Here is a 23,160-nt window from a genome sequence, read left to right as displayed (position 1 = left end):
TCGGGCGCACGCGGGGCGCGGCCGACCGCGTGAGCGCGCCGGCGCCGCCGGGGGCAGGCTCAGCCGTGCGGCGCCGCCCCGCGTGCGGCCCCCGGCGGGCGCCCCCATGCTGGGCGCATGCCCGAGCCGCAGGAGCAGCCGCCGACTGACGGGGGCCGCGGCCGGGGGTCGGTCCTGGAGAAGGCGGCGTACGTGACCGCCCCGGCGACCGTCGTCCTCGGCCTCCTCTACTACTTCGGCCGGACGTACACGGACGCGTACTACGCCTACTTCGGCATCCCGGCGAACGACCTCCAGCTCTCCCTCCAGGCGTACGTCGCCAAGAGCCCGACCGCCGTCTTCTTCCCGTTCTGGATGCTGCTGGTCTGCGGGCTGGTCGTCCTGCTGGCGCTGGGCGCGGTCGGCCGGGCCCTGGCGGTGCCGGGCCGCCAGGCGGTGCGCCGCAGGGTCGTGCTGTCGCTGCTGGCCGCCGGCATGCTGCTGGTCCTGGCGGGCTTCCCGGCCTTCTTCCTGGAGGGCCGGATCTCCTGGCTGCCGCAGGGGTGGGTGAGCGAGTTCCTGCCCTGCCTGATCGTGGCGCTGGGGGCGACGCTGGCGTTCTTCGCCGTCCAGATGCACCTGGGGCGGCCCCGGCGCGACGTCCTCGACCCGGGCGCCCTCACGGGCGACCGCCTGTGGCTGGCGGGCGGCGCCCTGCTGATCGGGCTGCTCACGCTGAGCCTGTTCTTCGCCATGGCGCGGTACGCGGACCAGGCGGGCAGGTCCGCGGCCGTCGGCCTCGCGGCCACGGGGTGCGTCGACGACGAGTGCCCCCGGGTCATCGTCCACTCGAGGGTGCCCGTCCCCCACCACCTGGAGGACATCCATTTCGTCGACAGGGGCCCGGGCATGGCGCCGTACCGGTACCAGTACCGCGGGTTCCGGCTCCTCGCGAAGTCACCGGCCCGCTTCTACCTGATCTCCCACGCCCTCTCCCGCCAGGAGCCCCGCCTGGCGGTGATCCCCGACGACGACTCCGTCCGCCTGGAGATCAGCCCGTGACGTCGGTGGACGGGTCCCCGGTGGGAGTGGCGTCCGTGGGCTCGGCGTCGGCCGTGGGCGACGGGTCGGGCGGCTCCCCGGTACCGCCGGTGGTCTCGCCGCCGGTCGCCTCGCCGGTGATGTCGGCGGTGTAGACCCCGCCGTCGGAGGTTTCGGCCGTGAGCTGCCCGCTGTAGGTACCGGGCTCGGAGGCCACGTGCCGGACCGCGACCGGGCAGCTGAATTTGGGCGGCAGTTCCACGCCGGAGCAGTTGTCCTCCGCGAGGTCGGTCTCCCCTGTGTCGATGGCCGCGGACACCTGCTCTACGGTCTTGGCCTCACTGTCGGGGTTGTAGATGGCGAAGTACCGGACGGCGGGCTCGCCCACGGGCGCGGCGGGCACGCGGATGGTCGGCCGGGACCGGTGGGCGCTCTCCCCCAGGAACAGCGTGTCCGAGGATGTGCCGGTGTCGGACGGCTCCGCCGTCGTGGGTGGCACGGAGACGGTCTGCGGGTTCGGTGCGGGTTCCTGGCAGCCGGCGAGGACGGCGGCCAGCAGCGTCGCGGCCGCCGCTGCGGCGGGGCTTCGGGGAATTGCGGGCATGACGGGGTCTGCGCCTCCGCTCCCGGATCGACGAGGATCGGCTCACGGGTACGCTCCCACAGCCGACGCCGACCGCCCCGGAATCCCGGCCGTGACCCAGCGTCATCACCTGAAGGGCGTCAGACGGCGTCGAACTCGTACTCCAGGACGTACGCGGCGGAGTCGAGCGCCATCTCGTTGACCTCGACCACCCGCCGGTCGGCGTCGAACGCGGTGCGGCACACCAGCACGACGGGCGTCCCGGGCCCGAGCCCGAGGGCCTTGGCCTCCTCCGGCGCGGGCATCCGCGACCGGACCTCCTCCCGGAACCGGACGGGCCTCCGCCCGAGCTCGGCGAGCCGCGCGTAGACCCCACCGGGGCCGGTGTCAGGCTCGGCGATACGGGTGCCGGCGGCGAGGGCGGCGTCCAGGTAGGAGGTGGCGAGCACGACCGGCCTGCCGTCGAGGAGGAACTTCCTGCGCCGTACGAGGACCGCCGCCCCGACCGGAACCTCGAGGACCGCGGCCACGGCGCGCGGGGCAGGCTCCTCGGCGACGCCGAGCACATGCACGGTGACATCGTGCCCGGTGGCGTCGGCGGCCCAGATGGAGCCGCCCGCGCCCCACACCTCGACGGCGAGACGCTGGATCCCGCGGCGCCGGATGCCGACCTTGAACTCCCGGACGAAAACGCCCGCACCCTTGCGGGGCTCGACCAGCCCCTCGGCCTGGAGCGCCGCGAACGCCTGGCGGGCGGTCATCCGGGCCACGCCGTAGGTGGCCATCAGGTCGCTCTCACCGGGCAGCCGGTCGCCGGGCCCGTACCGGCCGGACGCCATGCCGTCCTTCAAGTCGGCGGCGATGCGCTGGTACTTGGGCTGCCGCTTCTCGGCGCCACGAGGCATGCCATCCCTCCCCGATCATCTCCGGACAGCGTAGGGGGCGGCAGATGGCACGAATGGCCGCTTTCGCATACCTGATCACACACTCGCGAACATATCTAGACACCCACGAGCCCCAGCCACTGCAGGGCGCTTCACTGAACACCTATCTAGATAGGCAAGGTGAGGAACGTGGACACAGTTGCCCCTCCCGACGACGCATCCTGGCTGCTCCCCCGCAGCCCCCGCACCCCCGGCTGGGCGCGGGCCTTCTTCCGCGCGCAGGCGCGCGCGTGGGGCGTGGCGCACCCGACCGCGGAGGCGGCGGAGCTGGCGCTGTCGGAGCTCGTCACCAACGCCGTACGGCACGCACGGGCGCCCCGGGGCCGGGAGATCGGCGTACGGGCGGTGTGGGACGGGGCGTGCCTGCGGATCGAGGTCGCCGATGCCGGCGACTGCGTCGACCTCGAACCGGCCCCTCACGGGCCGGACGGCGAAGGCGGCCGCGGCCTCGCGGTGGTGGCGGCCGTGGCGGACCGTTGGGGCCACGGCCCCCGCCCGCACGGCATCGGCAAGACGGTGTGGGCCGAGTTCCCCGTCAGGGGGTAGGCGCGGGAAGCGGCTTCACGGTCGGGGGCTGCTCCAGGGGCTTGTTCTCGCAGCCGAGCGCGTCGGTGATGCGGCGAGTCATGAGGTACGTCAGGGCCGTCTGGCGGTCCCGGGCTGCCTGGTCGATGTCCGTCCGGCCGATGTTGACCGTGTACGAGGCGTCCGCGTACAGCCATGCGGCTTTCGGCAGGTCGCCGAGCCCGGGCAGAACGCACTCGACGTGCAGCGTCGTGAAGAAGTCGTTGGCTTCGCCGAACGTGCCGTTCGCCTCGAACGGGACGCCCTGGTCCAGGGACGGTTTCACCTTCGGCGATGTGCGGTCCACCCAGCCGAATCCGAACCTGGCGCGCTCTACGCCCGCCTGACCGGCGGGGCGGTACGCGCACGTGTCGAAGGAGTTTGTCCGCTGCTTCGGATCCAGCCTTCGCAGCCGGAGCTCCAACTGCTCGGCCGCACGGCTCGTGCTGCTCATGACATCGGTTTGAAAACCGTCCGCGCGGAGGATGTCCCGCAGAAGCACCTGCTCCTGGGAGCCGGGCGCGATCTCACACGGATGGTCGGCCTTCGCTTCGGACTCGTCCGAATCACACGCTCCCAGTGCAAGTACACACAGCAGCGCGACCGCCGACCGTCCGACCGCCTTGAGCGCGTCAGGAGCGGAGATGCGCACGGGCGGCATCCCTCCCACTGGTGTAGCCGGTCTGTGCCTTGTCCTGGGCGTGCTCGAAGGCCGGATCGCGCATCATCTGGCGGTCCTTGGCCCACGCCTCAAGCATGTCGTTCGTTGCTCCCATACCCGCGCCGTAATGCGAGCTGGAGTCCTTCTTCCCCTGGCTCTCGGCCTCCTCCTTGACGCCGGCGACCCACTCGTACTTGAGCGAGTCGATGAGCGAGCCCCCGACCGTGCCCGCGATCGGAATCTCGCCGATGAGTGAGTTCGCGAAGGCGGCCGAGTGCTCGGACGTGCCCTCGGCCCACTTGACCCGGTCGTCTTCCTTGTCCTTGTAGACATCGGCGCCGATGCCGTTGAGGGCGCCCGCCGCCACGCCGATGTCATGGGCCCTGTTGTCCCAGTCCGCGCTCACACCGTGCAGGTCGCCCTTGTACGGGGCGGCTGCGGTGAGCTGCTCCGCCGAGTGCATGCGCTCGGCCTCAACCAGCAGGGCGAACGCCGGGCCGTCGTCGGCCACGCCGCGCATGACGCGGATCAGGCTGGCCTGCCCGACCGCGATCTGGGCCTTGTCGCCCGAACCGTGGATGGAGTCGCTGCCGCTGATGCCGCCCAGGTCGGACTTCTGGCCGCCGAGGATGTCGTGCGTGTCCGCCACGTAGTCGACGAGCGCCTTCGCCATCGGGCGGCGCAGGCCCTCCAGGTCCTTCGGGAACTCGTCGCCGTCCATCTCCCGGTCGAGGAGGCGCACGGCGTGGTGCATGACCCGGGCCTGGCCTTCCGTGTGCGGGCCAGGCGGGCCGAGCTTCTCGCCGTCCGTGTGGCCGGTCGCCGCCGCCTGGAGGGCCGCGCCGAGGCCGGCCGTCTTGTCGCCGTGCACCGCCATCGGCGGGCCGTAGCCGGTCGAGATGTAGGGGTCCGGCATGTCGCGCTCGGTGAGCAGGTACTTCAGGTGCTCGTTCTTGTTGCCGGGCGCCTCGGGGTCGAGGAAGTACGTCGCCGAGTCCGGGTCCTTGGCCATGATGCCGAGCAGGCCGTCCAGCGGGTCCCCGGCCAGGTCGGGGCGCTGCGGGTCGTAGGCGTGGTCGTACATGTGCGGCTTGGACTTCTCGGCCTCGATCATGCCGTCGCCGACGTCGTTGAGGAACTGCTTGCCGTAGCCGTCGCCGTTCGCCATGAGGGTGACCAGCGCCTGATAGCCGTACGTCGGCCGCAGGCCCTTCGCGACGAGTTCCGGGCCGAGTTCCTTGAGCCCGTTCACGAACGGCTTGTACGCGTACCCGTCCGGGTCCTTGGTGCCGGAGGCGATCGTCCCGGCGAGGCCCGCGTTGATCGACTCGTGGAGCTTCCGCTCGGCGGCCGGCGCGCCGCGCTCGTTCGACGCGAGGTGCATCTGGTCGGCGAGCAGGAGGGTGTCCTTCGCGCCCATCGCGTGCAGGTACGCCTCGGCGAAGTGCTTGTCCCCGGAGTTCTGCTTCAGGACCTCGTCGAAGTGCCGCAGCTCCTCCGGGGAGGCCTTGCCCTGGCGGATCTTGTGGGTGAGGGCGAGCGCCTCCACGGCTTCGACGTCGTTGACGGGCTTGGCGTTGAAGCCGAACATCGCGGTGCCGTCCGCGCCGGACGCGTTCAGCAGGGCGGTCTTGACGTCCGCGTCGAACTCCGTGACGGCCTTGACGGTGTCGGCGATCCGGCGGGTCCAGGCGCGCTCGGTCTCCGGGAGGTCGGGGTCGTGCCGGACGGCGTTCGCCGTGGCGGCGTCGGCCTTGGAGTAGTCGTAGCTCGCGACGCCCGCGTCGGAGACCTTCATGCCGGCGGCCTGCGCGTCCGCGACGGCCGACGTGAGCCGGCCCTTGAGGTCGGTGAACCGGGCGTGCGCGTCACGGAGCAGCGACTCCATGGCCAGCGCCTCCTTCTGCGCCGACGCGTACTCCTGGCGGGTGGCGGAGGAGTTGCCGGCGGCGGTCGTGGCGCTGGTGCCCAGCCAGCCGTTGCCTGCGGAGACCTTCTGGACCTCGTCCTTGTAGACATCTTCCATCGTCTTGAACTGCGTCGCCATGGCCTTCCAGCCGTCGGCGGCCGTGGTGAGCGCGGAGAGGTCCGTCTGCATGATCTCGGTGTAGCTCGGCACGTCCCGCCTCCCCTAGAGTCCCGTGACCTTGGACTGCACCGGCTGGAAGCTCCGGCCCGTCAGCTGGTCTTGCCCGGTGAACAGGTTCGACGCCCCGCGCAGGGCCGCCTTCTCCGAGTCCAGCCGTCCCATCAGGCGCTTGACCTGGTCGTCCCAGTGCGTGTGCGCCTTCGTCAGACCGGCCGCCGTATCCCAGCCGGTGAGGGCCTTGACCGCGGTCCTGGTCGGCTCGTCGGCCGCGTCCGCGGCCTTCGTCGTGCCGGGCTGGAGGACGTTCTCGATGGTGTTGGCGGCCTTCTTCTTCTCGGGAGGCGCCGTGGCCAGCACACCGGGCCCGCCGGGCGCCGCGGCGCCGCCGCCCGGGTCGGCGGCGAGCTGGTTCAGCCGCATCTGCGGCGGCGGGCCCCCGGACGCCGCGGACTGCCCGGACCGGCCTGAGTCACCCTCGAAGGACACCGCTCCCCCTTGTGTTCCGTGCTCGTGATCGCGGCCAACCTAGCGAGCGCGGTACGCGGTTACACGTGGGTCGGGGCGAACATGCGGAGTTTGGCCGGAAGTACCACCACCGACGGGCCGCGGGTGGCGAGGGCCTTCGCGAGGTCGGCGCGGAGGGTTTCCGGGGTGGTCGTGGCGGCGGGGACTCCGAAGGATTCGGCCAGGGCCGCGAAGTCCGGGCGGGTCAGTTCGGTGCCGGTGGTGCGGCCGTCGAATGCGTCCGTCATGTACTCGCGGAGGATGCCGTAACCGCCGTCGTCGACGATCAGCCAGGTGACGTCCAGGTCGTGCTGGCGGGCGGTGGCCAGCTCGGCGAGGGAGTACATCGCGCCGCCGTCGCCGGAGACGGCGAGGACGGGGGTGCCGGGCTCGGCCAGGCAGGCGCCGAGGGCGGCGGGGAAGGCGTAGCCGAGGCCGCCAGCGCCCTGCGCCGAGTGCATGGTGTTGGGGTGCCGCGGGTCGAAGGCCGACCACGCCCAGTACGCCAGGATCGTCATGTCCCAGAACGACGGGGAGCGGGCGGGCAGGGCCGCGCGGATCGACGCCAGGAGGCCCTGCTCCAGGTCGAGGCCCTGGCCGGCGAGGCGGGCCGCGACGGCCGACAGGACGGTGCGGACCCGCTCGGCTGCGGCGGGGTCGCGGCGTTCGGCGACGGTCTCCAGGAGGGCCTGGACGGCGAGGCGGGCGTCGGCGTGGATGCCCAGCGCGGTGTGGTTGGACTCCAGCTTGCCCGGGTCGGCCTCGATCTGGATGACGCGGCCGCGCGGCCGGAACGTGTGGTAGTTCGACGACAGTTCACCCAGCCCGGAGCCGACGACGAGCAGGACGTCCGCGTCTTCGAGGAAGTCGGTCGTGTGGCGGTCCTCCAGCCAGGACTGGAGGGACAGCGGGTGGTGCCAGGGGAAGGCGCCCTTGCCGCCGAAGGTGGTGGCGACGGGCGCGTCGAGGCGCTCCGCGAGCTGTCTCAGCTTTCCGGCGGCGTCCGAGCGGATGACGCCGCCGCCCGCGAGGATCGCCGGGCGTTCGGCGTGCTCCAGCCAGTGCGCGGCGAGCGCGGTCAGCTCGGGGCGCGGGGCGAGTTCGCGCGGGGTGGCGTCCATGCCGGTGACCTGCGGGATGAACGTTTCCGCCCGCAGGACGTCCTCGGGGATCTCCACCCAGACCGGCCCGTGCGGCGCGGTCAGCGCCGACTCCCAGGCCGCGGCGACGGCGGAGGGGATCTGCGAGGGGGTGCGGGCGGTGTGGACGGACTTGACGACGTCCCGGAAGGAGGCGGCCTGGTCGCGCAGCTCGTGCAGGTGGCCGCGGCGCCCGCCGCCGAGGCCCGCGGCCGGCACCTGGGAGGAGATGGCGAGGACGGGCGAGGAGGCGGCGGCCGCCTCCGCCAGGGCGGGCAGCGCGGTGAGCGCGCCCGGGCCCGTCGACAGCAGCAGCGGCACGGCCTCGCCGGTCAGCCGGCCGTACGCGTCGGCCGCGAAGCCGGCGTTGTTCTCCACCCGCAGCGTGACGAGCCGCAGGTCGGAGCGGCCGACCGCGTCGAACAGGCCGAGGGCGTGCTGCCCCGGCAGCCCGAACACGGTCGTCGCGCCGAGCCCGCGCAGCGTCTCCACGACGAGGTCCCCGCCCGTGCGGCCCGGCGGCGGGGCGAGGGCCGCCGCGCGCTGGGCGTCGGTGGGGCGGAGTACCAGGTCGTGGTCGTGCGTCACGCTGTGCGGGCCTTCCGTGCCGACGTGCCGAAGGGCGGGGCCGTGGCGGCTACTTGCCCTTCGCGGCCGCGATCTGGCGGCTCATGATGGTGGTCAGCTCGTACGCGGTGTGCGAGGCCGCGACCGAGGTGATCTCGGCGTGATCGTACGCCGGGGCGACCTCGACGACGTCCGCGGAGACCAGGTTGCAGGAGGACAGGCCGCGGATGATCTCCAGCAGTTCCCGGGAGGTCATGCCGCCCGCCTCGGGGGTGCCGGTGCCGGGGGCGTGGGCCGGGTCGAGGACGTCGATGTCGATGGAGATGTACAGCGGGCGGTCGCCGATGCGCTGGCGCAGCTGGTCGGCGACCTCGTCGGCGCCGCGGCGGTAGACGTCGGCGGAGGTGACGATGCCGAAGCCCATCTTGGCGTCGTCGTCGAGGTCCTGCTTGCCGTACAGCGGGCCGCGGGTGCCGACGTGGGACAGCGCCTCGGTGTCGAGGATGCCCTCCTCGACGGCGCGGCGGAACGGGGTGCCGTGGGTGTACTCGGCGCCGAAGTAGGTGTCCCAGGTGTCCAGGTGGGCGTCGAAGTGCAGCAGGGCGACCGGGCCGTGCTTCTTCGCGACGGAGCGCAGCAGCGGCAGGGCGATGGTGTGGTCGCCGCCGAGGGTCATCAGGCGGGAGCCCGCGTTCAGCAGCTCGTCGGCCGCGGCCTCGACCGTGTCGACGGCCTCGTTGATGTTGAAGGGGTTCACGGCGATGTCGCCGGCGTCGGCGACCTGCGCGAGCGCGAACGGGGAGGCGTCCTGCGCGGGGTTGTACGGGCGCAGCAGGCGGGAGGCCTCGCGGATGGCGTTGCCGCCGAAGCGGGCGCCGGGGCGGTAGGAGACACCGGAGTCGAAGGGCACGCCGACGACGGCGACGTCCGCGGAGCCGACCTCGTCCAGGCGGGGCAGGCGCGCGAACGTCGCGGGGCCCGCGTAGCGCGGGATGCGGGAGGAGTCGACCGGTCCGCGCGGCGTCTGCTCGGTGCTCATGGGGTGCCCTTCGTGAGGTCCTACTGTGCGGTCCTTCGAGCGTACGGCGCGGCCGGGAGGGCGCGAAGTGTACGTTTCCTCCATACAGCCCCGCTCGTATGTCCGGAGTATCCATGGACGAATCCCGCACACCGGATGTTCCGGCTCCCGCCGGGGACCCTGCGTCGCCGGTGCCGCCCGTCCCTCTCGGTGCGCTGCTCGCCGACCGGGAGCTGGGGCTGCGGCACCTGGCGGGGCCCGCGGAGGCGGCGGTGCACGGGGTGCACGCCTCGGAGATGGCCGATCCGGCGCCGTACCTGCTGGGCGGGGAGCTGCTCCTGACGGCCGGGGCCGCGGACGCGGCGGGGGCGCCCTCCGAGGCCGCCGAGGGCCTCGCCGCGGCCGGCGGGTACGACCGGTACGCGGCCCGGCTCGTCGCGGCGGGGGCCGCCGCGCTCGGCTTCGGCGTGGCGCCGCTGCACGCGGAGGTCCCGCCGGCGCTGGCCGAGGCGTGCGCCCGGCACGGGCTGCCGCTGCTGGAGGTGCCGCCGCGGACCCCGTTCACCGCGGTCGCCCGGGCCGTGTGGCGGCTGATGGCCGAGGCCCGGACGCGGGAGCTGCGCCGGGTGACCGAGGCCCAGCAGGCCCTCGCGGCCGCGGCGGCCCGCCCCGACCCCGTCCCGGCGGTGCTGTCGCGGCTCGCGTCCGGCCTCGGCGGGTACGTCGTGCTGTGGCCGGACGGCCGCACCGCGGGCGGCCCCCCGCCGACCGCGTCGGGGGCCGGGGCGGCCTTGGACGCGCTGCTGGCCCGGGTGGGGCGGCCCGGCGGCCCGGCCACCGCCACGGACCAGGCCGGCGGCTGGCACCTGGCGGCCCACGCCCTGGGCCGGCACGCGGACCGGCAGGCCGCCCTGGGCACCGCCGCCCCGCTCCGGACCCCGGGGGACCACACGATCGCCTCGGTCGCGGCGGTCCTGCTGACGCTGCTCACCGCCGAGCGGCCGGCCGGGGAGCAGGCCGCGGCGCTGACCCGGCTGCTGCTGGGCGGCTCCCCCGCCGCGGCGCTGGGCGGTCCGGGCCCGTGGTACGCCGTCCACGCCCGCGGCGGCCCGGACCCGCGGGTCCTCGCGGCCGCGCTGGGCACCGTACTGGCCGATCCGGACGGGCCGGCCGTACGCCTCCTCACCGACCGGGACCCGGCCCCGCAGCCCGGCTGGCGGCTGGGGGTCAGCGCCCCGGCCGCGCCGGACGCCCTGCCCGTGGCCGACGCGCAGGCGCACCGCGCCCTGGCCCGCGCCGAGGCGGCCCGCACGGCCCTGGCCCGGCACACCGAGCCGGGCCTGGCGGGCCTGGTCGGCGAGGCCGAGGCCCGCGCCCACGCCGAGGCCCTGCTCGGGCCGCTCCCGCCGGTGCTGCGGGGGACGCTGCGGACCTGGCTGGCCCACCACGGCAGCTGGGACCGCACGGCGGCGGCGCTGGGGGTCCACCGCAACACCGTCCGCCAGCGGATCGCCCGCGCCGCGGCCCTGCTGGACCGGGACCTCGACGACGCGGACGTCCGCATGGAGCTGTGGTTCGCCCTGCGAACGGCGGCGGCGCAGGCCTCGGCGGACGGGCGGCCGGCGGAGGGGAAGGCGCCGCCTCCCGGACCCGCCGTCAGCGGTTGAAGGCGGGTAGGGCGAAGCGCTGGACGACCGCGAGCCCGTCGCCCTTGGCGTCGGTGCTGTTGACGGAATAGACGAGGGTGCGGGACAGGTCGCGGGTCGCGGCGATCACGGTGTGGTAGCCGGGCCGGGCGCCGGTCTTGCCCCACACCTCCTTGCCGTTGACGGTGAACCGCTCCAGGCTCGCGCTGCGCGTGGCGCCGGGGATGTCCGGAACGGTGAACATCTCCTCCAGCTGCGGGGCGGGGACGACGCGGCCGCCGAACAGGGCCGTGACGAACCGCTCCAGGTCGCGGGTGGTGGAGATCATGTCGCCCGCGGCGAAGCGGTCGGACATGTTCCACTCGGTGACGTCGACGGTCTTGCCGTCGATCAGCTGGTAGCCGCGGTGGTGGGCGCCGTGGATGCGGGGGTCGGTGCCGCGCGGGAAGGACGTGCCGGTCATGCCGAGGGGGCGGAAGATCCGGACCTCGGCCTGGTGGGCGTAGGAGTCGCCGGTGGCCTTCTCCACCAGCATGCCGAGGATCGTGTAGTTGATGTTGTTGTACTGCTGCCGCGTGCCCGGGTCGAACGCCGGGCCCTTGGCGGTGCCGGAGGCCACGGACTGCTGTGGGGTGATCGTCTCGAAGCGGTGCGGGTACTCCTCGGCGACGGTGTTGCCGAAGCCGTCGCCGCCCTGGATGCCGCTGGTGAAGTTGAGCAGGTGGCGGACGGTGACCGGCTTGGCGAACGTCGCGGGCAGCAGCCCGGGCATCAGCTGCTGGACGGAGGCGTCCAGGTCGATCCGGCCCTCGGCGGCCAGCTGGAGGACGAGCGCCGCGGTGACGACCTTGGTGGTGGAGCCGGCCCGGAAGCGGGCGTGCTCCAGGGCGGGGGCGCCGGTGCGCAGGTCGCGGACCCCGGCCGTGCCCGTCCAGCTGCCGTTCCCGCCGACGCGGACGAGGGCGGCCGTCGCGTCCCGGTCGGGCAGCCCGGCGAGCGCCGCGCGCAGCGCCGCGGTGTCGGGGCCCTGTGTGACGGCATTCGCGGCGGCCGGGGCGGGTGCGGCGGCGTGGGCGGCGGTGGCGGCGAGGGGGCCGGCGGTGAGGCCGAGGAGCAGGGCGGCGGCGAGGGCGGTGCGGGTACGGCGGTTCATGCGGACTCCCGGTCGGTCGGCGTGTGGGCGGTGCGGGACGGCTCCCATCCTGGCGATCACCGGCCGCCCGCCGGATCCTGCGCGGGCAGGAGCCGCCCCCTGCGGGTAACGCCGTGCGCCGTCCGGGGAGTTGGCAGGGTTGTCCCCGAGGTCGCCGTCGGGGCCGCCACCAGCGGGGGTGGCGCTTGTCATACCGTCTGCAGAGCTCTGGACAGAGTCGCCAACTCGCCGGTAACTTTGCTATGAGCAAGCGCTTAGACACAGGCGGCGGACTGCCGCGACGAAGGGAGCCGGCCGTGCGCCGTACGGTGTTCAACGAGGACCATGAGGCCTTCCGGGAGACCCTCCGCGCCTTCATCGAGGCCGAGGTCGTACCGGTCTACGACGAGTGGTTCGCCGCCGGCCAGGCGCCCCGCGACTTCTACTACAAGCTCGGCGAGCTGGGCGTCTTCGGCATCAACGTCCCCGAGGAGTTCGGCGGCGCCGGCCTGGACACCCACAAGTTCGAGGCCGTCCTGTACGAGGAGACCTCCCGCGCGGGCGTCAACTTCGGCGGCTCCGGCGTGCACGTCCTGCTCGCCCTGCCCTACATCAAGATGCTCGCCACCGACGAGCAGAAGAAGCGCTACCTCCCGAAGTTCGTCTCCGGCGAGGAGATGTGGGCGCTGGCGATGACCGAGCCGGGCACCGGCTCCGACGTCGCGGGCATGAAGACCACCGCGAAGCTCTCCGAGGACGGCACGCACTACGTCCTCAACGGCGCCAAGACCTTCATCACCGGCGGTGTGCACGCCGACCGCGTCATCGTCTGCGCCCGCACCTCCGCCCCCACCGAGCAGGACCGCCGCTTCGGCATCTCCCTGTTCGCCGTGGACACCAAGTCCGAGGGCTACTCCATCGGCCGCAAGCTCGACAAGCTGGGCCTGAAGACCTCCGACACCGCCGAGCTGGCCTTCGTCGACGTCAAGGTGCCGGTCGAGGACCTGCTCGGCGAGGAGGGCAAGGGCTTCTACTACCTCGGCCACAACCTGGCCTCCGAGCGCTGGGGCATCGCCTTCGGCGCGTACGCCCAGGCCGCGGCGGCCGTCCGGTTCGCCCAGCAGTACGTCACCGAGCGCACCGTCTTCGGCAAGCCGGTCGCCCACTTCCAGAACACCAAGTTCGAGCTGGCCGCCTGCCAGGCCGAGGTGGACGCCGCCCAGGCCGTCGCCGACCGCGCCCTGGAGGCCCTGGACGCCGGCGAGCTGACCCCGGCCGAGGCCGCCTCCGCGAAGCTGTTCTGCACCGAGGTCGCCCACCGCGTCATCGACCGCTGCCTCCAGCTGCACGGCGGCTACGGCTACATGAACGAGTACCCGATCGCCCGCCTGTACGCCGACAACCGCGTCAACCGCATCTACGGCGGTACCAGCGAGATCATGAAGACGATCATCGCCAAGGCGATGGGGCTGTAAGACCCCTTGAGCAAGGCACTGACCGATCTCCTCGATCTGCTCGACCTGGAGCAGATCGAGGAGAACATCTTCCGCGGCCAGAGCCGCACCTCCCTGGTGCCGCGGGTGTTCGGCGGGCAGGTCGCGGCCCAGGCGCTGGTCGCGGCCGGCCGGACCGTGCCCGGAGACCGCACCGCGCACTCCCTGCACTCGTACTTCCTGCGCACGGGGGACGCGGGCGCGCCGATCGTCTACTCCGTGGACCGGATCCGCGACGGGCGCTCCTTCACCACCCGGCGGGTCGTCGCCGTCCAGCACGGCCAGCCGATCTTCCACCTCTCCGCGTCCTTCCAGACGTACGAGGAGGGCCTCGACCACCAGGTCGCCATGCCGGACGCCCCGGACCCGGAGACGCTGCCCACGGCCGCCGAGGACCTGCCCGCCCACCGGCACCTCTTCCGGGACGCCGGCACGGTGGAGCGGCTCCTGGAGTCGCGGGCCGCGGTGGACCTGCGGTACGCGACGACCCCGCCGTGGGGCACCATCGGCGAGCCCGTCGAGCCGCGCTCGCAGGTGTGGTTCCGCACCGCCGGCAAGCTCGACGGGGACGACCCGCTGCTGCACACCTGCCTGGCCACGTACGTCTCGGACATGACCCTGCTCGACTCGGTGCTGCTCGCGCACGGCCGGGGCGGCTGGGCCGTCGGCGACGTGGTCGGCGCCTCCCTGGACCACGCGATGTGGTTCCACCGGCCGTTCCGCGCCGACGAGTGGCTGCTGTACGACCAGGACTCGCCGACCTCGCACGGAGGCCGCGGGCTGGGGCAGGCCCGCATCTGGACCCGGGACGGCCGCCTGGCCGTGACCGTCATCCAGGAGGGCGTGGTCCGCGTCCCGCGCACCTGACGCCGGGGACCGGGCGCGGCGGCCCGGACGCCCGGGCGCGGTGCGACCGCGCCCGGTCCGTCCGCCCGCGCCCGGTCCTCCGTCAGTCCCCGGCGAGGCCGGCCGCGTCCAGCAGGTAGGCGACCAGGGGGTCGTAGTAGCGCGGGTCGCGGACGTGGTCGTCCAGCGGGACCACCACCTGGACGGTGCCCTCGGCCTCGCCGAGGAAGAGCGCCGGGTCGTTGCAGTCGGCGTACCCCACCGCGTCCAGTCCGCGCTGCGCGGCGCAGCCCGCCCAGCCGTGGTCGGCGACGACCAGGTCCGGCAGGGGGCGGCCGGCGGCGGCGAGCCCGTCCAGGATCGCGGCCATGGGCTCCGGGGAGTGGGTGTGCCACAGGGTGGCGCCCCGCTCCAGGACCGCGACGTCGGCGAACTGCCACACCGAGGCCTCGTCGGCGACGAGCCCGGAGGGGATGGCGACGATCTCGCAGCCCGCCGCCCGCAGCGCCGCGGCCGTGGCGCGGTGCACGTCCAGCAGGCCGCCGGGGTGCCCGGTGGCGAAGAGGACGCTCTGCCGGTCCAGGGCCGCCTTGCGCAGCCGGGCCGCCATCCGGTCGAGGGCGGCCGCGGTCAGCTCGGGGTCGATGGTGTCCTGGCCCTGCCGGTGCTCGGCGTCGTCGACGACGCCGCAGCGCTCAGCCATCACCGCGAGGACGTCCTGCTCGTCGCTCCAGCGGTCCCCGAGGTCGAGGCCGAGCCAGTAGTGCCGGTCGCCGTTGGCGAGGGCCCGGTAGTGGGCCAGGTTGTTCTCGCGGGGGGTGGCGACCTCTCCGGCGATCCTCGTGCGGACCAGGTGTTCCACCAGTTCGGCGCGGGTCGGGACGGACGTCGGTATCGGCACGGTCGGCTCAGTCGGCTTCGGCATGCGGCCCATTGTGCCGCCGCTCCGCCGGAGGCGGGGCTTCCATCGCAGGCGGCGGGCCGGGCGCGTCACGCGCTCAGCGCCCCGAACGCGCCGTGCGCGAGCCGCCGCAGCAGCGACTCCGTGGCCTCGCGGCCGGGCGTCCCCAGGTGGGGCGTGGAGTTCAGCAGGCCGAAGACGGCGTGGACGGCGACGCGGACCTCGGCCTCGCCGACGCCGGGGTGCAGCTCGCGCACGACGGCCACCCACAGCTCGACGTACCGGCGCTGGAGCTGCCGTACGAGCTTGCGGTCGGCGTCGCGCAGCCGGTCCAGCTCCCGGTCGTGGAGGGTGATGAGGGCGCGGTCGTCGAGGGCGAAGTCTATGTGGCCGTCGATCAGCGAGGCCAGGACGGCGGCCGGGTCTCCGGCGGCCTCCTCGACGCGGCGCCGGCCGCCGGTGAGCAGCCGCTCGCTGATGCCGACGAGCAGCTCGGCCAGCATGGCGTCCTTCCCGGCGAAGTGCCGGTAGAGCCCGGGGCCGCTGATGCCCACCGCCGCGCCTATCTCGTCGACGCCGACGCCGTGGAAGCCGCGCTCGGCGAAGAGGCGGGCGGCCTCGCTGAGGATCTGCTCGCGACGGGTGGGTGCGGCCGCTGAAGTGCTCATGGGCAACCATTCTAGACAGGGCCGTTAGCGGTCGTTAACCTAGGCGCCACAGACGTTAACGCTCATTAACCGCGTGGACCCGAGCAAGGGAGCTCGACCGATGCAGCAGGCACCCGTGCTGACCAGCGCCGCGGACCCGGCGTCCGAGGCCTGGCGCACCAACGAGGCGGCCCACCGCGAACTGTCCGAGGGGCTGCGCGCCCGCCTCGCGGCGGTCCGCCTCGGCGGCGGCGAGAAGGCCCGGGCCCGCCACACGGCGCGCGGGAAGCTGCTGCCCCGCGACCGGGTGGACGCGCTCCTGGACCCCGGTTCGCCGTTCCTGGAGCTGGCCCCGCTGGCCGCCGAGGGCATGTACGGGGGCGCCGCGCCGGCCGCCGGGGTCATCGCGGGCATCGGGCGGGTCAGCGGCCGCGAGTGCGTCATCGTCGCGAACGACGCCACCGTCAAGGGCGGCACGTACTACCCGATGACGGTCAAGAAGCACCTGCGGGCCCAGGAGGTGGCGCTGGAGAACCGCCTCCCCTGCCTGTACCTGGTCGACTCGGGCGGCGCCTTCCTGCCGATGCAGGACGAGGTCTTCCCCGACCGGGAGCACTTCGGCCGCATCTTCTACAACCAGGCCCGCATGTCGGGCGCGGGCATCCCGCAGATCGCCGCCGTCCTCGGCTCCTGCACCGCGGGCGGCGCGTACGTCCCGGCGATGAGCGACGAGGCCGTCATCGTCCGCAACCAGGGCACGATCTTCCTGGGCGGCCCGCCACTGGTGAAGGCCGCCACCGGCGAGGTCGTCACCGCGGAGGAGCTCGGCGGCGGCGAGGTCCACAGCCGCGTCTCCGGCGTCACCGACCACCTCGCGGAGGACGACGCGCACGCGCTGCGGATCGTCCGCAACATCGTGGCGACCCTGCCCGAGCGGGGCCCCCTGCCGTGGGGGGTGGAGCAGGCCGAGGAGCCGAAGGTCGACCCGTACGGCCTGTACGGCGCGGTCCCCGTCGACTCCCGCACCCCCTACGACGCCCGCGAGATCATCGCCCGCATCGCGGACGGCTCCCGCTTCCAGGAGTTCAAGGCCGAGTTCGGCACGACGCTGGTCACCGGCTTCGCCCGCATCCACGGCCACCCCGTCGGCATCGTCGCCAACAACGGCATCCTCTTCGCCGAATCCGCCCAGAAGGGCGCCCACTTCATCGAGCTGTGCGACCAGCGCGGCATCCCCCTGCTGTTCCTGCAGAACATCTCCGGCTTCATGGTGGGCCGCGACTACGAGGCCGGCGGCATCGCCAAGCACGGCGCCAAGATGGTCACCGCCGTCGCCTGCACCCGCGTGCCGAAGCTGACGGTGGTCGTCGGCGGCTCGTACGGCGCGGGCAACTACTCGATGTGCGGGCGGGCGTACTCGCCCCGCTTCCTGTGGATGTGGCCCAACGCCAAGATCTCCGTGATGGGCGGCGAGCAGGCGGCGTCCGTCCTCGCCACGGTCAAGCGCGACCAGATCGAGGGCGCCGGCCAGGAGTGGTCCGCGGAGGACGAGGAGGCGTTCAAGTCCCCGGTCCGCGCCCAGTACGAGGAGCAGGGCAACGCCTACTACGCCACCGCGCGGCTGTGGGACGACGGGGTCATCGACCCCCTGGAGACCCGCCAGGTGCTGGGGCTCGCCCTGACCGCCTGTGCGAACGCGCCGCTGGGCGAGCCCGGCTTCGGCATCTTCCGTATGTGACCTGCGACCTGTGACGTGAGGACCCCCAAGATGTTCAGCACTGTCCTTGTGGCCAACCGGGGCGAGATCGCGGTCCGGGTCATCCGCACCCTGCGCGAGCTCGGCATCCGGTCGGTGGCCGTCTTCAGCGACGCCGACGCGGATGCCCGGCACGTGCGGGAGGCCGACACGGCCGTCCGGATCGGGCCCGCCGCCGCCGCCGAGAGCTACCTGTCCGTTGAGCGGCTGCTGGAGGCGGCCCGGCGGACCGGCGCCGAGGCCGTCCACCCCGGCTACGGCTTCCTCGCGGAGAACGCCGCGTTCGCGCAGGCCTGCACGGAGGCCGGGCTGGTCTTCATCGGCCCGCCCGCCTCCGCGATCTCCCTGATGGGCGACAAGATCCGGGCCAAGGAGACCGTCCGGGCGGCGGGCGTGCCCGTGGTCCCCGGCTCCTCGGGCAGCGGCCTGTCCGACGCCGAGCTCGCCGAGGCCGCCGAGAAGATCGGCATGCCGGTCCTGCTCAAGCCGTCCGCGGGCGGCGGCGGCAAGGGCATGCGGCTGGTGCGCGACGGGGCGGTGCTGGCGGAGGAGATCGCGGCGGCCCGCCGCGAGGCCCGCTCCTCCTTCGGCGACGACACCCTGCTCGTGGAGCGCTGGGTGGACCGGCCCCGCCACATCGAGATCCAGGTGATGGCCGACGCCCACGGCAACGTCGTCCACCTCGGCGAGCGCGAGTGCTCGCTCCAGCGGCGCCACCAGAAGGTCATCGAGGAGGCCCCGTCCGTCCTGCTGACCCCGCAGATCCGCGCCGCGATGGGCGCCGCGGCCGTCGAGGCCGCCCGCGCGTGCGGATACGTCGGCGCGGGCACCGTCGAGTTCATCGTCCCCGGCGGCGACCCCTCCTCCTACTACTTCATGGAGATGAACACCCGCCTCCAGGTCGAGCACCCGGTGACCGAGCTGGTCACCGGCCTGGACCTGGTCGAGCTCCAGCTGCGGGTGGCCGCGGGCGGCGAACTCGGCCTCACCCAGGACGACGTGCAGCTGACCGGGCACGCGATCGAGGCCCGTATCTGCGCGGAGGACCCGGCGCGCGGCTTCCTGCCGTCCGGCGGCACGGTCCTGGCGCTGTCGGAGCCGTCGGGGCGGACCGTGCGGACCGACTCCGGGCTGGCGGCCGGGGTGGACGTGGGCTCCACGTACGACCCGATGCTGTCGAAGGTGATCGCGTACGGGCCCGACCGGGCGGCGGCGCTGCGCGTCCTGCGCGGGGCGCTCGCGGACACGGTGATCCTGGGCGTGCAGACGAACGCCGGCTTCCTGCGCCGGCTGCTGGCCCACCCGGACGTGGTGTCCGGGAACATGGACACCGGGCTGGTCGAGCGCGACCTGCCGGGCCTCCTGCCGGACGGGGTCCCGGCCGAGGTGTACGCGGCCGCCGCCCTGCTGGCCCGCGAGCCCGCCCCGGACACGGCGGCCGGCCAGGGCTGGGCGGACCCCTTCTCGGCGGCCGACGGCTGGCGCCTCGGCGGCACCCCGGCCTGGACGGTCCACCACTTCCGCCTGCCCGGCCAGGACCCGGTCGCCGTCCGCACCCGCCGCCTGGGCGCGGAGCTGGAGATCGAGCACCCCGGCGGCGGGGGCGGCCCGGTTCGCGGCCGGATCGTCTCCCGCACCGCCGACCGGCTCACCGTCGAACTCGACCGCGCCACCCACACGTTCGGGCACGCCGCCTCCCCGGAGGGCGTCTGGCTCGGCCGCGACGGCGACAGCTGGCACGTCCAGCACCACGACCCCGTCGCGGCCGCGCTCGGCGGCCGCGGCCACGCCGGGGCCGACACGCTGGCCGCCCCGATGCCGGGCACCGTCACCGTCGTCAAGGTCGCGGTCGGCGACAAGGTCGCCGCCGGGCAGAGCCTGCTCGTCGTCGAGGCGATGAAGATGGAGCACGTCATCTCCGCGCCGCACGCCGGCACGGTCGCCGAGCTGGACGTCTCCCCCGGGACGACCGTCGCCATGGACCAGGTCCTGGCCGTCGTCACCCCCGACGAGGACGAGGAGGAGGGCGCGTGAACGGGCTCCCCATGGCCGTCCCGGCCCCCGGCCTGCCCGCCCGGGTGCGGATCCACGAGGTCGGCGCCCGCGACGGGCTGCAGAACGAGAAGACGGCCGTCCCCACCGGGGTGAAGGCCGAGTTCATCCGCCGCCTGGCCGCCGCCGGGCTGCGCACCGTCGAGGCGACGAGCTTCGTCCACCCCAAGTGGGTGCCGCAGCTCGCCGACGCCGAGCAGCTCTACCCGCAGCTCGCCGACCTCGCCGGGGCGGGCGTGCACCTGCCCGTGCTCGTGCCGAACGAACGCGGCCTGGACCGGGCGCTCGCCCTCGGCGCCGACCGGATCGCCGTCTTCGGCTCGGCGACCGAGACGTTCGCCCAGCGGAACCTCAACCGGACCGTCGCCGAGTCCCTCGCCATGTTCGAGCCCGTCGTGGCCCGGGCCAAGGAGGGCGGCGCGCACGTCCGCGGCTACCTGTCCATGTGCTTCGGCGACCCGTGGGAGGGGCCCGTACCCGTCGCGCAGGTCGTCGGCACGGCGAAGGCGCTGCTGGACCTCGGCTGCGACGAGCTGAGCCTCGGCGACACCATCGGCACCGCCACCCCCGGCCACGTGCGGTCCCTGCTCACCGCCCTCAACGGGGCGGGCGTGGCGACCGACCGGATCGGCGTGCACTTCCACGACACCTACGGCCAGGCCCTCGCCAACACCCTCGCCGCGCTGGAGCACGGGGTGGCCACCGTGGACGCCTCCGCGGGCGGCCTCGGCGGCTGCCCGTACGCGAAGAGCGCCACCGGAAACCTGGCCACCGAGGACCTGGTGTGGATGCTCGACGGCCTCGGCATCGAGACCGGGGTCGACCTGGCCGCCCTCACCGCCACGAGCGTGTGGATGGCCGAGCGGCTGGGGCGCCCCAGCCCCTCCCGCACCGTCCGCGCCCTCTCCCACAAGGAGTAAAGACCACATGTCCCTCGACCACCGCCTGACCCCCGAGCACGAGGAGCTCCGCCGCACGGTGGAGGCGTTCGCGCACGACGTCGTCGCGCCGAAGATCGGCGACTTCTACGAGCGGCACGAGTTCCCGTACGAGATCGTGCGCGAGATGGGCCGCATGGGCCTGTTCGGCCTGCCCTTCCCCGAGGAGTACGGCGGCATGGGCGGCGACTACCTCGCCCTCGGCATCGCCCTGGAGGAGCTGGCCCGCGTCGACTCCTCCGTCGCCATCACCCTGGAGGCGGGCGTCTCCCTGGGCGCGATGCCGCTGTACCTGTTCGGCTCCGAGGAGCAGAAGCGGCAGTGGCTGCCCAAGCTGTGCTCGGGCGAGGTGCTGGGCGCGTTCGGCCTGACCGAGCCGGGGGCCGGCTCGGACGCCGGCGGCACCCGCACCACGGCCGTCAAGGACGGCGGCGAGTGGGTGATCAACGGCTCCAAGTGCTTCATCACCAACTCGGGCACGGACATCACCGGCCTGGTCACCGTCACGGCCGTCACCGGCCGCAAGGACGACGGCCGCCCGGAGATCTCCTCCATCATCGTGCCGTCCGGCACCCCCGGCTTCACGGTGGCCGCCCCGTACTCCAAGGTCGGCTGGAACGCCTCCGACACCCGCGAGCTGTCCTTCGACGGGGTGCGGGTCCCGCTGGAGAACCTGGTCGGCGAGGAGGGCCGCGGCTACGCCCAGTTCCTGCGCATCCTCGACGAGGGCCGCATCGCGATCTCGGCGCTGGCCACGGGCCTGGCGCAGGGCTGTGTGGACGAGTCGGTGAAGTACGCGAAGGAGCGGCAGGCCTTCGGCCGGCCCATCGGGGACAACCAGGCCATCCAGTTCAAGCTGGCCGACATGGAGATGCGCGCCCACATGGCCCGGGTGGGCTGGCGCGACGCCGCGTCCCGGCTGGTGAACGGGGAGCCGTTCAAGAAGGAGGCGGCCATCGCGAAGCTGTACTCCTCGACGGTCGCCGTCGACAACGCGCGGGACGCCACGCAGATCCACGGCGGCTACGGGTTCATGAACGAGTACCCGGTGGCCCGCATGTGGCGCGACTCCAAGATCCTGGAGATCGGGGAGGGCACGAGCGAGGTGCAGCGGATGCTCATCGCGCGCGAGCTGGGCTTCGCCGGCTGACGCGCGGACACACCGGAGGCCGGGGGCCGGCGCGGGGGAACGATCCCGCGCCGGCCCCCGGCCTTTCGCGTCACGGCCGTTCGGTTTCTGCCGAATTGCCGGGTCCGCAGGGGAACGGCTTTTCCCATGCGGAGCCGACGGGGCGGCAGTTCGCCATGCCCGCAGGGCATTTCACCGAAAGGGCGGATCGCGGAAGGTCTCCCGGAGATCACGATTGGCGCTCGGGCGGACACCCGGCCTTGCATCCCCGCCGAAGACCCCTTTAGGTTAGGCTTACCTTCCCCACCGAACGGCCCGTTTCGGCCGCCCGGAACGTATGAAAGCAGACACCGACATGCCCAAGTCCCGTACCTCCTACCTCACCCGCCGCGGCCTCGTCGCCGCCGGCGGTGCCCTCGGCCTCGTCGCGGCGCTGACCGCGTGCGGCGGCACCGACAAGGCGAAGAGCGGCGGCGACGCGGACAGGGGCGCCGCGGCGTCGGGCGCCTGGACCTTCAAGGACGACCTGGGCAAGGACGTCAGCCTGAAGGCCGCCCCGAAGAACGTCGTGGCCTACACCGGCACCGCGGCCGCGCTGTACGACTACGGCGTCTCGGTCAAGGGCGTCTTCGGCCCGACCAAGACCGCCGACGGCAAGCCCGACGCGACCGCCGGCTCGATGGACATCTCCAAGGTCGAGATCCTCGGCAACGTCTACGACGAGTTCAACGTCGAGAAGTACGCCTCCCTGGCCCCCGAGCTGCTCGTCACCAACACCTGGGACGGCACCTACTGGTACGTGCCGGAGGCCTCCAAGGACAAGATCCTGGCCCTGGCCCCGGCCGCCGCGATCGGCGTGGGCGGCGACGCCTCCATGGACAAGTCCCTGGCCCGCACCGCCGACCTGGCGAAGGCCCTGGGCGCCGACCTGAACAGCAAGAAGGTCACCGACGCCAAGGCCCGCTTCGAGGCCGCCGCCGGCAAGGTCCGCGAGGCCACCAAGGCCAACCCGGGCATCAAGGTGCTCGTCGGCTCCGGCTCCGACGCGCTGTTCTACGTCTCCACCCCGAAGACCTCCGCCGACCTGAAGTACTTCGAGACCCTCGGCGTCGAGTTCGTCAGCCCCGAGCAGGACAAGCTCGACCAGGGCGGCTTCTTCGAGAGCCTCAGCTGGGAGAACGCCGGCAAGTACAAGGCCGACCTCGTCCTCCTCGACAACCGCACGGGCACCCTCCAGCCCGACGCCCTGAAGGCCAAGCCGACCTGGAACGAGCTGCCCGCCGTCAAGGCCGGCCAGGTCGCCCCGCGCGTGACCGAGCCGATCTACTCCTACGAGAAGTGCGCCCAGGTCCTCGAGGACCTCGCCAAGGCCATCCAGAACGCCAAGAAGGTCGGCTAAGGCTCCGGCCGGCCCCGCGGCCGGCCCGCACGAACGGGGACCCGGGCCCGGGGGGGGGGGGGGGGGGGGGGGGGGGGGGAGGGGGGGGAGGAGGGGCACCCTTCCCCGGGGGCCGCCCTCCCCCTCCTCCGT

At 73.6% G+C, this 23,160-nt stretch carries 20 protein-coding genes; 10 read left to right on the top strand and 10 right to left on the bottom strand.

The genetic code is table 11. The features are described from left to right. Window positions 1–117 precede the first annotated feature (117 nt). Window positions 118–1,041, top strand: a complete 924-nt coding sequence (locus ACZ462_RS06030; protein WP_467809207.1) for a hypothetical protein — start codon at window positions 118–120, stop codon at window positions 1,039–1,041. Here ACZ462_RS06030 and ACZ462_RS06025 read toward each other — a convergent pair. Next, window positions 1,031–1,624, bottom strand: coding sequence for a hypothetical protein (locus tag ACZ462_RS06025; RefSeq protein WP_467809206.1), 594 nt, complete (start codon window positions 1,622–1,624; stop codon window positions 1,031–1,033). The two genes, ACZ462_RS06030 and ACZ462_RS06025, sit on opposite strands and share 11 nt — an antisense overlap. A gap of 119 nt (window positions 1,625–1,743) precedes the next feature. Beyond that, window positions 1,744–2,508 carry a GntR family transcriptional regulator gene (locus tag ACZ462_RS06020; RefSeq protein WP_467809204.1) on the bottom strand — a complete coding sequence of 255 codons (765 nt, stop codon included), beginning with the start codon at window positions 2,506–2,508 and terminating at the stop codon, window positions 1,744–1,746. 168 nt (window positions 2,509–2,676) lie between these two features. Here ACZ462_RS06020 and ACZ462_RS06015 point away from each other — a divergent pair, with 168 nt between their 5' ends. Continuing rightward, window positions 2,677–3,093, top strand: coding sequence for an ATP-binding protein (locus ACZ462_RS06015; RefSeq protein WP_467809203.1), 417 nt, complete (start codon window positions 2,677–2,679; stop codon window positions 3,091–3,093). Here the strand turns inward: ACZ462_RS06015 and ACZ462_RS06010 are convergent. From ACZ462_RS06010 to speB, 5 genes are read right to left on the bottom strand one after another with little or no spacing between them, the layout of a single operon-like run. After that, window positions 3,083–3,763: a hypothetical protein gene (locus ACZ462_RS06010; protein ID WP_467809202.1), complete on the bottom strand. Its 681-nt coding sequence runs from the start codon at window positions 3,761–3,763 to the stop codon at window positions 3,083–3,085. The genes ACZ462_RS06015 and ACZ462_RS06010 overlap by 11 nt on opposite strands. After that, on the bottom strand, window positions 3,744–5,891 hold the full coding sequence (locus ACZ462_RS06005; protein ID WP_467809201.1) for a hypothetical protein: 2,148 nt from the start codon (window positions 5,889–5,891) through the stop codon (window positions 3,744–3,746). Before ACZ462_RS06005 ends, ACZ462_RS06010 begins: the two co-directional genes overlap by 20 nt. A gap of 12 nt (window positions 5,892–5,903) precedes the next feature. Beyond that, window positions 5,904–6,347: a hypothetical protein gene (locus ACZ462_RS06000; RefSeq protein ID WP_467809200.1), complete on the bottom strand. Its 444-nt coding sequence runs from the start codon at window positions 6,345–6,347 to the stop codon at window positions 5,904–5,906. Between the two features lie 59 nt (window positions 6,348–6,406). Then, window positions 6,407–8,092 carry a thiamine pyrophosphate-binding protein gene (locus ACZ462_RS05995; RefSeq protein WP_467809199.1) on the bottom strand — a complete coding sequence of 562 codons (1,686 nt, stop codon included), beginning with the start codon at window positions 8,090–8,092 and terminating at the stop codon, window positions 6,407–6,409. A gap of 49 nt (window positions 8,093–8,141) precedes the next feature. Beyond that, a complete protein-coding gene (speB, locus tag ACZ462_RS05990; protein WP_467809198.1) occupies window positions 8,142–9,110 on the bottom strand; it encodes an agmatinase in 969 nt (322 codons plus the stop codon). Between the two features lie 113 nt (window positions 9,111–9,223). On the opposite strand from speB, the gene ACZ462_RS05985 reads away from it, so the two are divergent. Beyond that, complete coding sequence (locus ACZ462_RS05985; RefSeq protein WP_467809197.1) at window positions 9,224–10,756, top strand: PucR family transcriptional regulator; 1,533 nt, start codon at window positions 9,224–9,226, stop codon at window positions 10,754–10,756. Here the strand turns inward: ACZ462_RS05985 and ACZ462_RS05980 are convergent. After that, window positions 10,746–11,888, bottom strand: a complete 1,143-nt coding sequence (locus tag ACZ462_RS05980; protein WP_467809196.1) for a serine hydrolase domain-containing protein — start codon at window positions 11,886–11,888, stop codon at window positions 10,746–10,748. The two genes, ACZ462_RS05985 and ACZ462_RS05980, sit on opposite strands and share 11 nt — an antisense overlap. Before the next feature lie 296 nt (window positions 11,889–12,184). Between ACZ462_RS05980 and ACZ462_RS05975 the strand changes: the two genes are divergently transcribed. Together ACZ462_RS05975 and ACZ462_RS05970 are read left to right on the top strand one after the other, a co-directional pair. Continuing rightward, a complete protein-coding gene (locus ACZ462_RS05975; protein ID WP_467809195.1) occupies window positions 12,185–13,342 on the top strand; it encodes an acyl-CoA dehydrogenase family protein in 1,158 nt (385 codons plus the stop codon). Between the two features lie 6 nt (window positions 13,343–13,348). Next, window positions 13,349–14,227 carry an acyl-CoA thioesterase gene (locus ACZ462_RS05970; RefSeq protein ID WP_467809194.1) on the top strand — a complete coding sequence of 293 codons (879 nt, stop codon included), beginning with the start codon at window positions 13,349–13,351 and terminating at the stop codon, window positions 14,225–14,227. Window positions 14,228–14,309: 82 nt separating this feature from the next. Here ACZ462_RS05970 and ACZ462_RS05965 read toward each other — a convergent pair whose 3' ends face one another. Both ACZ462_RS05965 and ACZ462_RS05960 read right to left on the bottom strand, forming a co-directional pair. Next, complete coding sequence (locus ACZ462_RS05965; protein WP_467809193.1) at window positions 14,310–15,140, bottom strand: phosphatase; 831 nt, start codon at window positions 15,138–15,140, stop codon at window positions 14,310–14,312. A gap of 56 nt (window positions 15,141–15,196) precedes the next feature. After that, entirely contained in the window at window positions 15,197–15,775 is a 579-nt protein-coding gene (locus tag ACZ462_RS05960; protein ID WP_467809192.1) for an SACE_7040 family transcriptional regulator, read from the bottom strand. A 100-nt stretch (window positions 15,776–15,875) separates the two neighbouring features. Between ACZ462_RS05960 and ACZ462_RS05955 the strand changes: the two genes are divergently transcribed. The 5 genes from ACZ462_RS05955 to ACZ462_RS05935 all read left to right on the top strand — a co-directional run bounded on the left by ACZ462_RS05955 (window position 15,876) and on the right by ACZ462_RS05935 (window position 23,028). Then, a complete protein-coding gene (locus tag ACZ462_RS05955; RefSeq protein ID WP_467809191.1) occupies window positions 15,876–17,492 on the top strand; it encodes a carboxyl transferase domain-containing protein in 1,617 nt (538 codons plus the stop codon). Between the two features lie 30 nt (window positions 17,493–17,522). After that, the gene (locus ACZ462_RS05950; RefSeq protein ID WP_467809190.1) at window positions 17,523–19,544 is read left to right on the top strand and encodes an acetyl/propionyl/methylcrotonyl-CoA carboxylase subunit alpha; all 2,022 of its coding nucleotides are present in this window, start codon (window positions 17,523–17,525) and stop codon (window positions 19,542–19,544) included. 11 nt (window positions 19,545–19,555) lie between these two features. Next, window positions 19,556–20,482, top strand: a complete 927-nt coding sequence (locus tag ACZ462_RS05945) for a hydroxymethylglutaryl-CoA lyase (protein WP_467809216.1) — start codon at window positions 19,556–19,558, stop codon at window positions 20,480–20,482. A gap of 7 nt (window positions 20,483–20,489) precedes the next feature. Continuing rightward, a complete protein-coding gene (locus ACZ462_RS05940) occupies window positions 20,490–21,650 on the top strand; it encodes an acyl-CoA dehydrogenase family protein (protein ID WP_114057651.1) in 1,161 nt (386 codons plus the stop codon). A 334-nt stretch (window positions 21,651–21,984) separates the two neighbouring features. Continuing rightward, complete coding sequence (locus tag ACZ462_RS05935; RefSeq protein ID WP_467808784.1) at window positions 21,985–23,028, top strand: ABC transporter substrate-binding protein; 1,044 nt, start codon at window positions 21,985–21,987, stop codon at window positions 23,026–23,028. The last annotated feature ends 132 nt before the right edge of the window (window positions 23,029–23,160 follow it).

The sequence above is a fragment of the Streptomyces sp. NPDC031121 genome (assembly GCF_055570615.1).
Note: the sequence above shows the minus strand (reverse complement) of the source record. Positions and strands in the feature narration are given on the sequence as shown.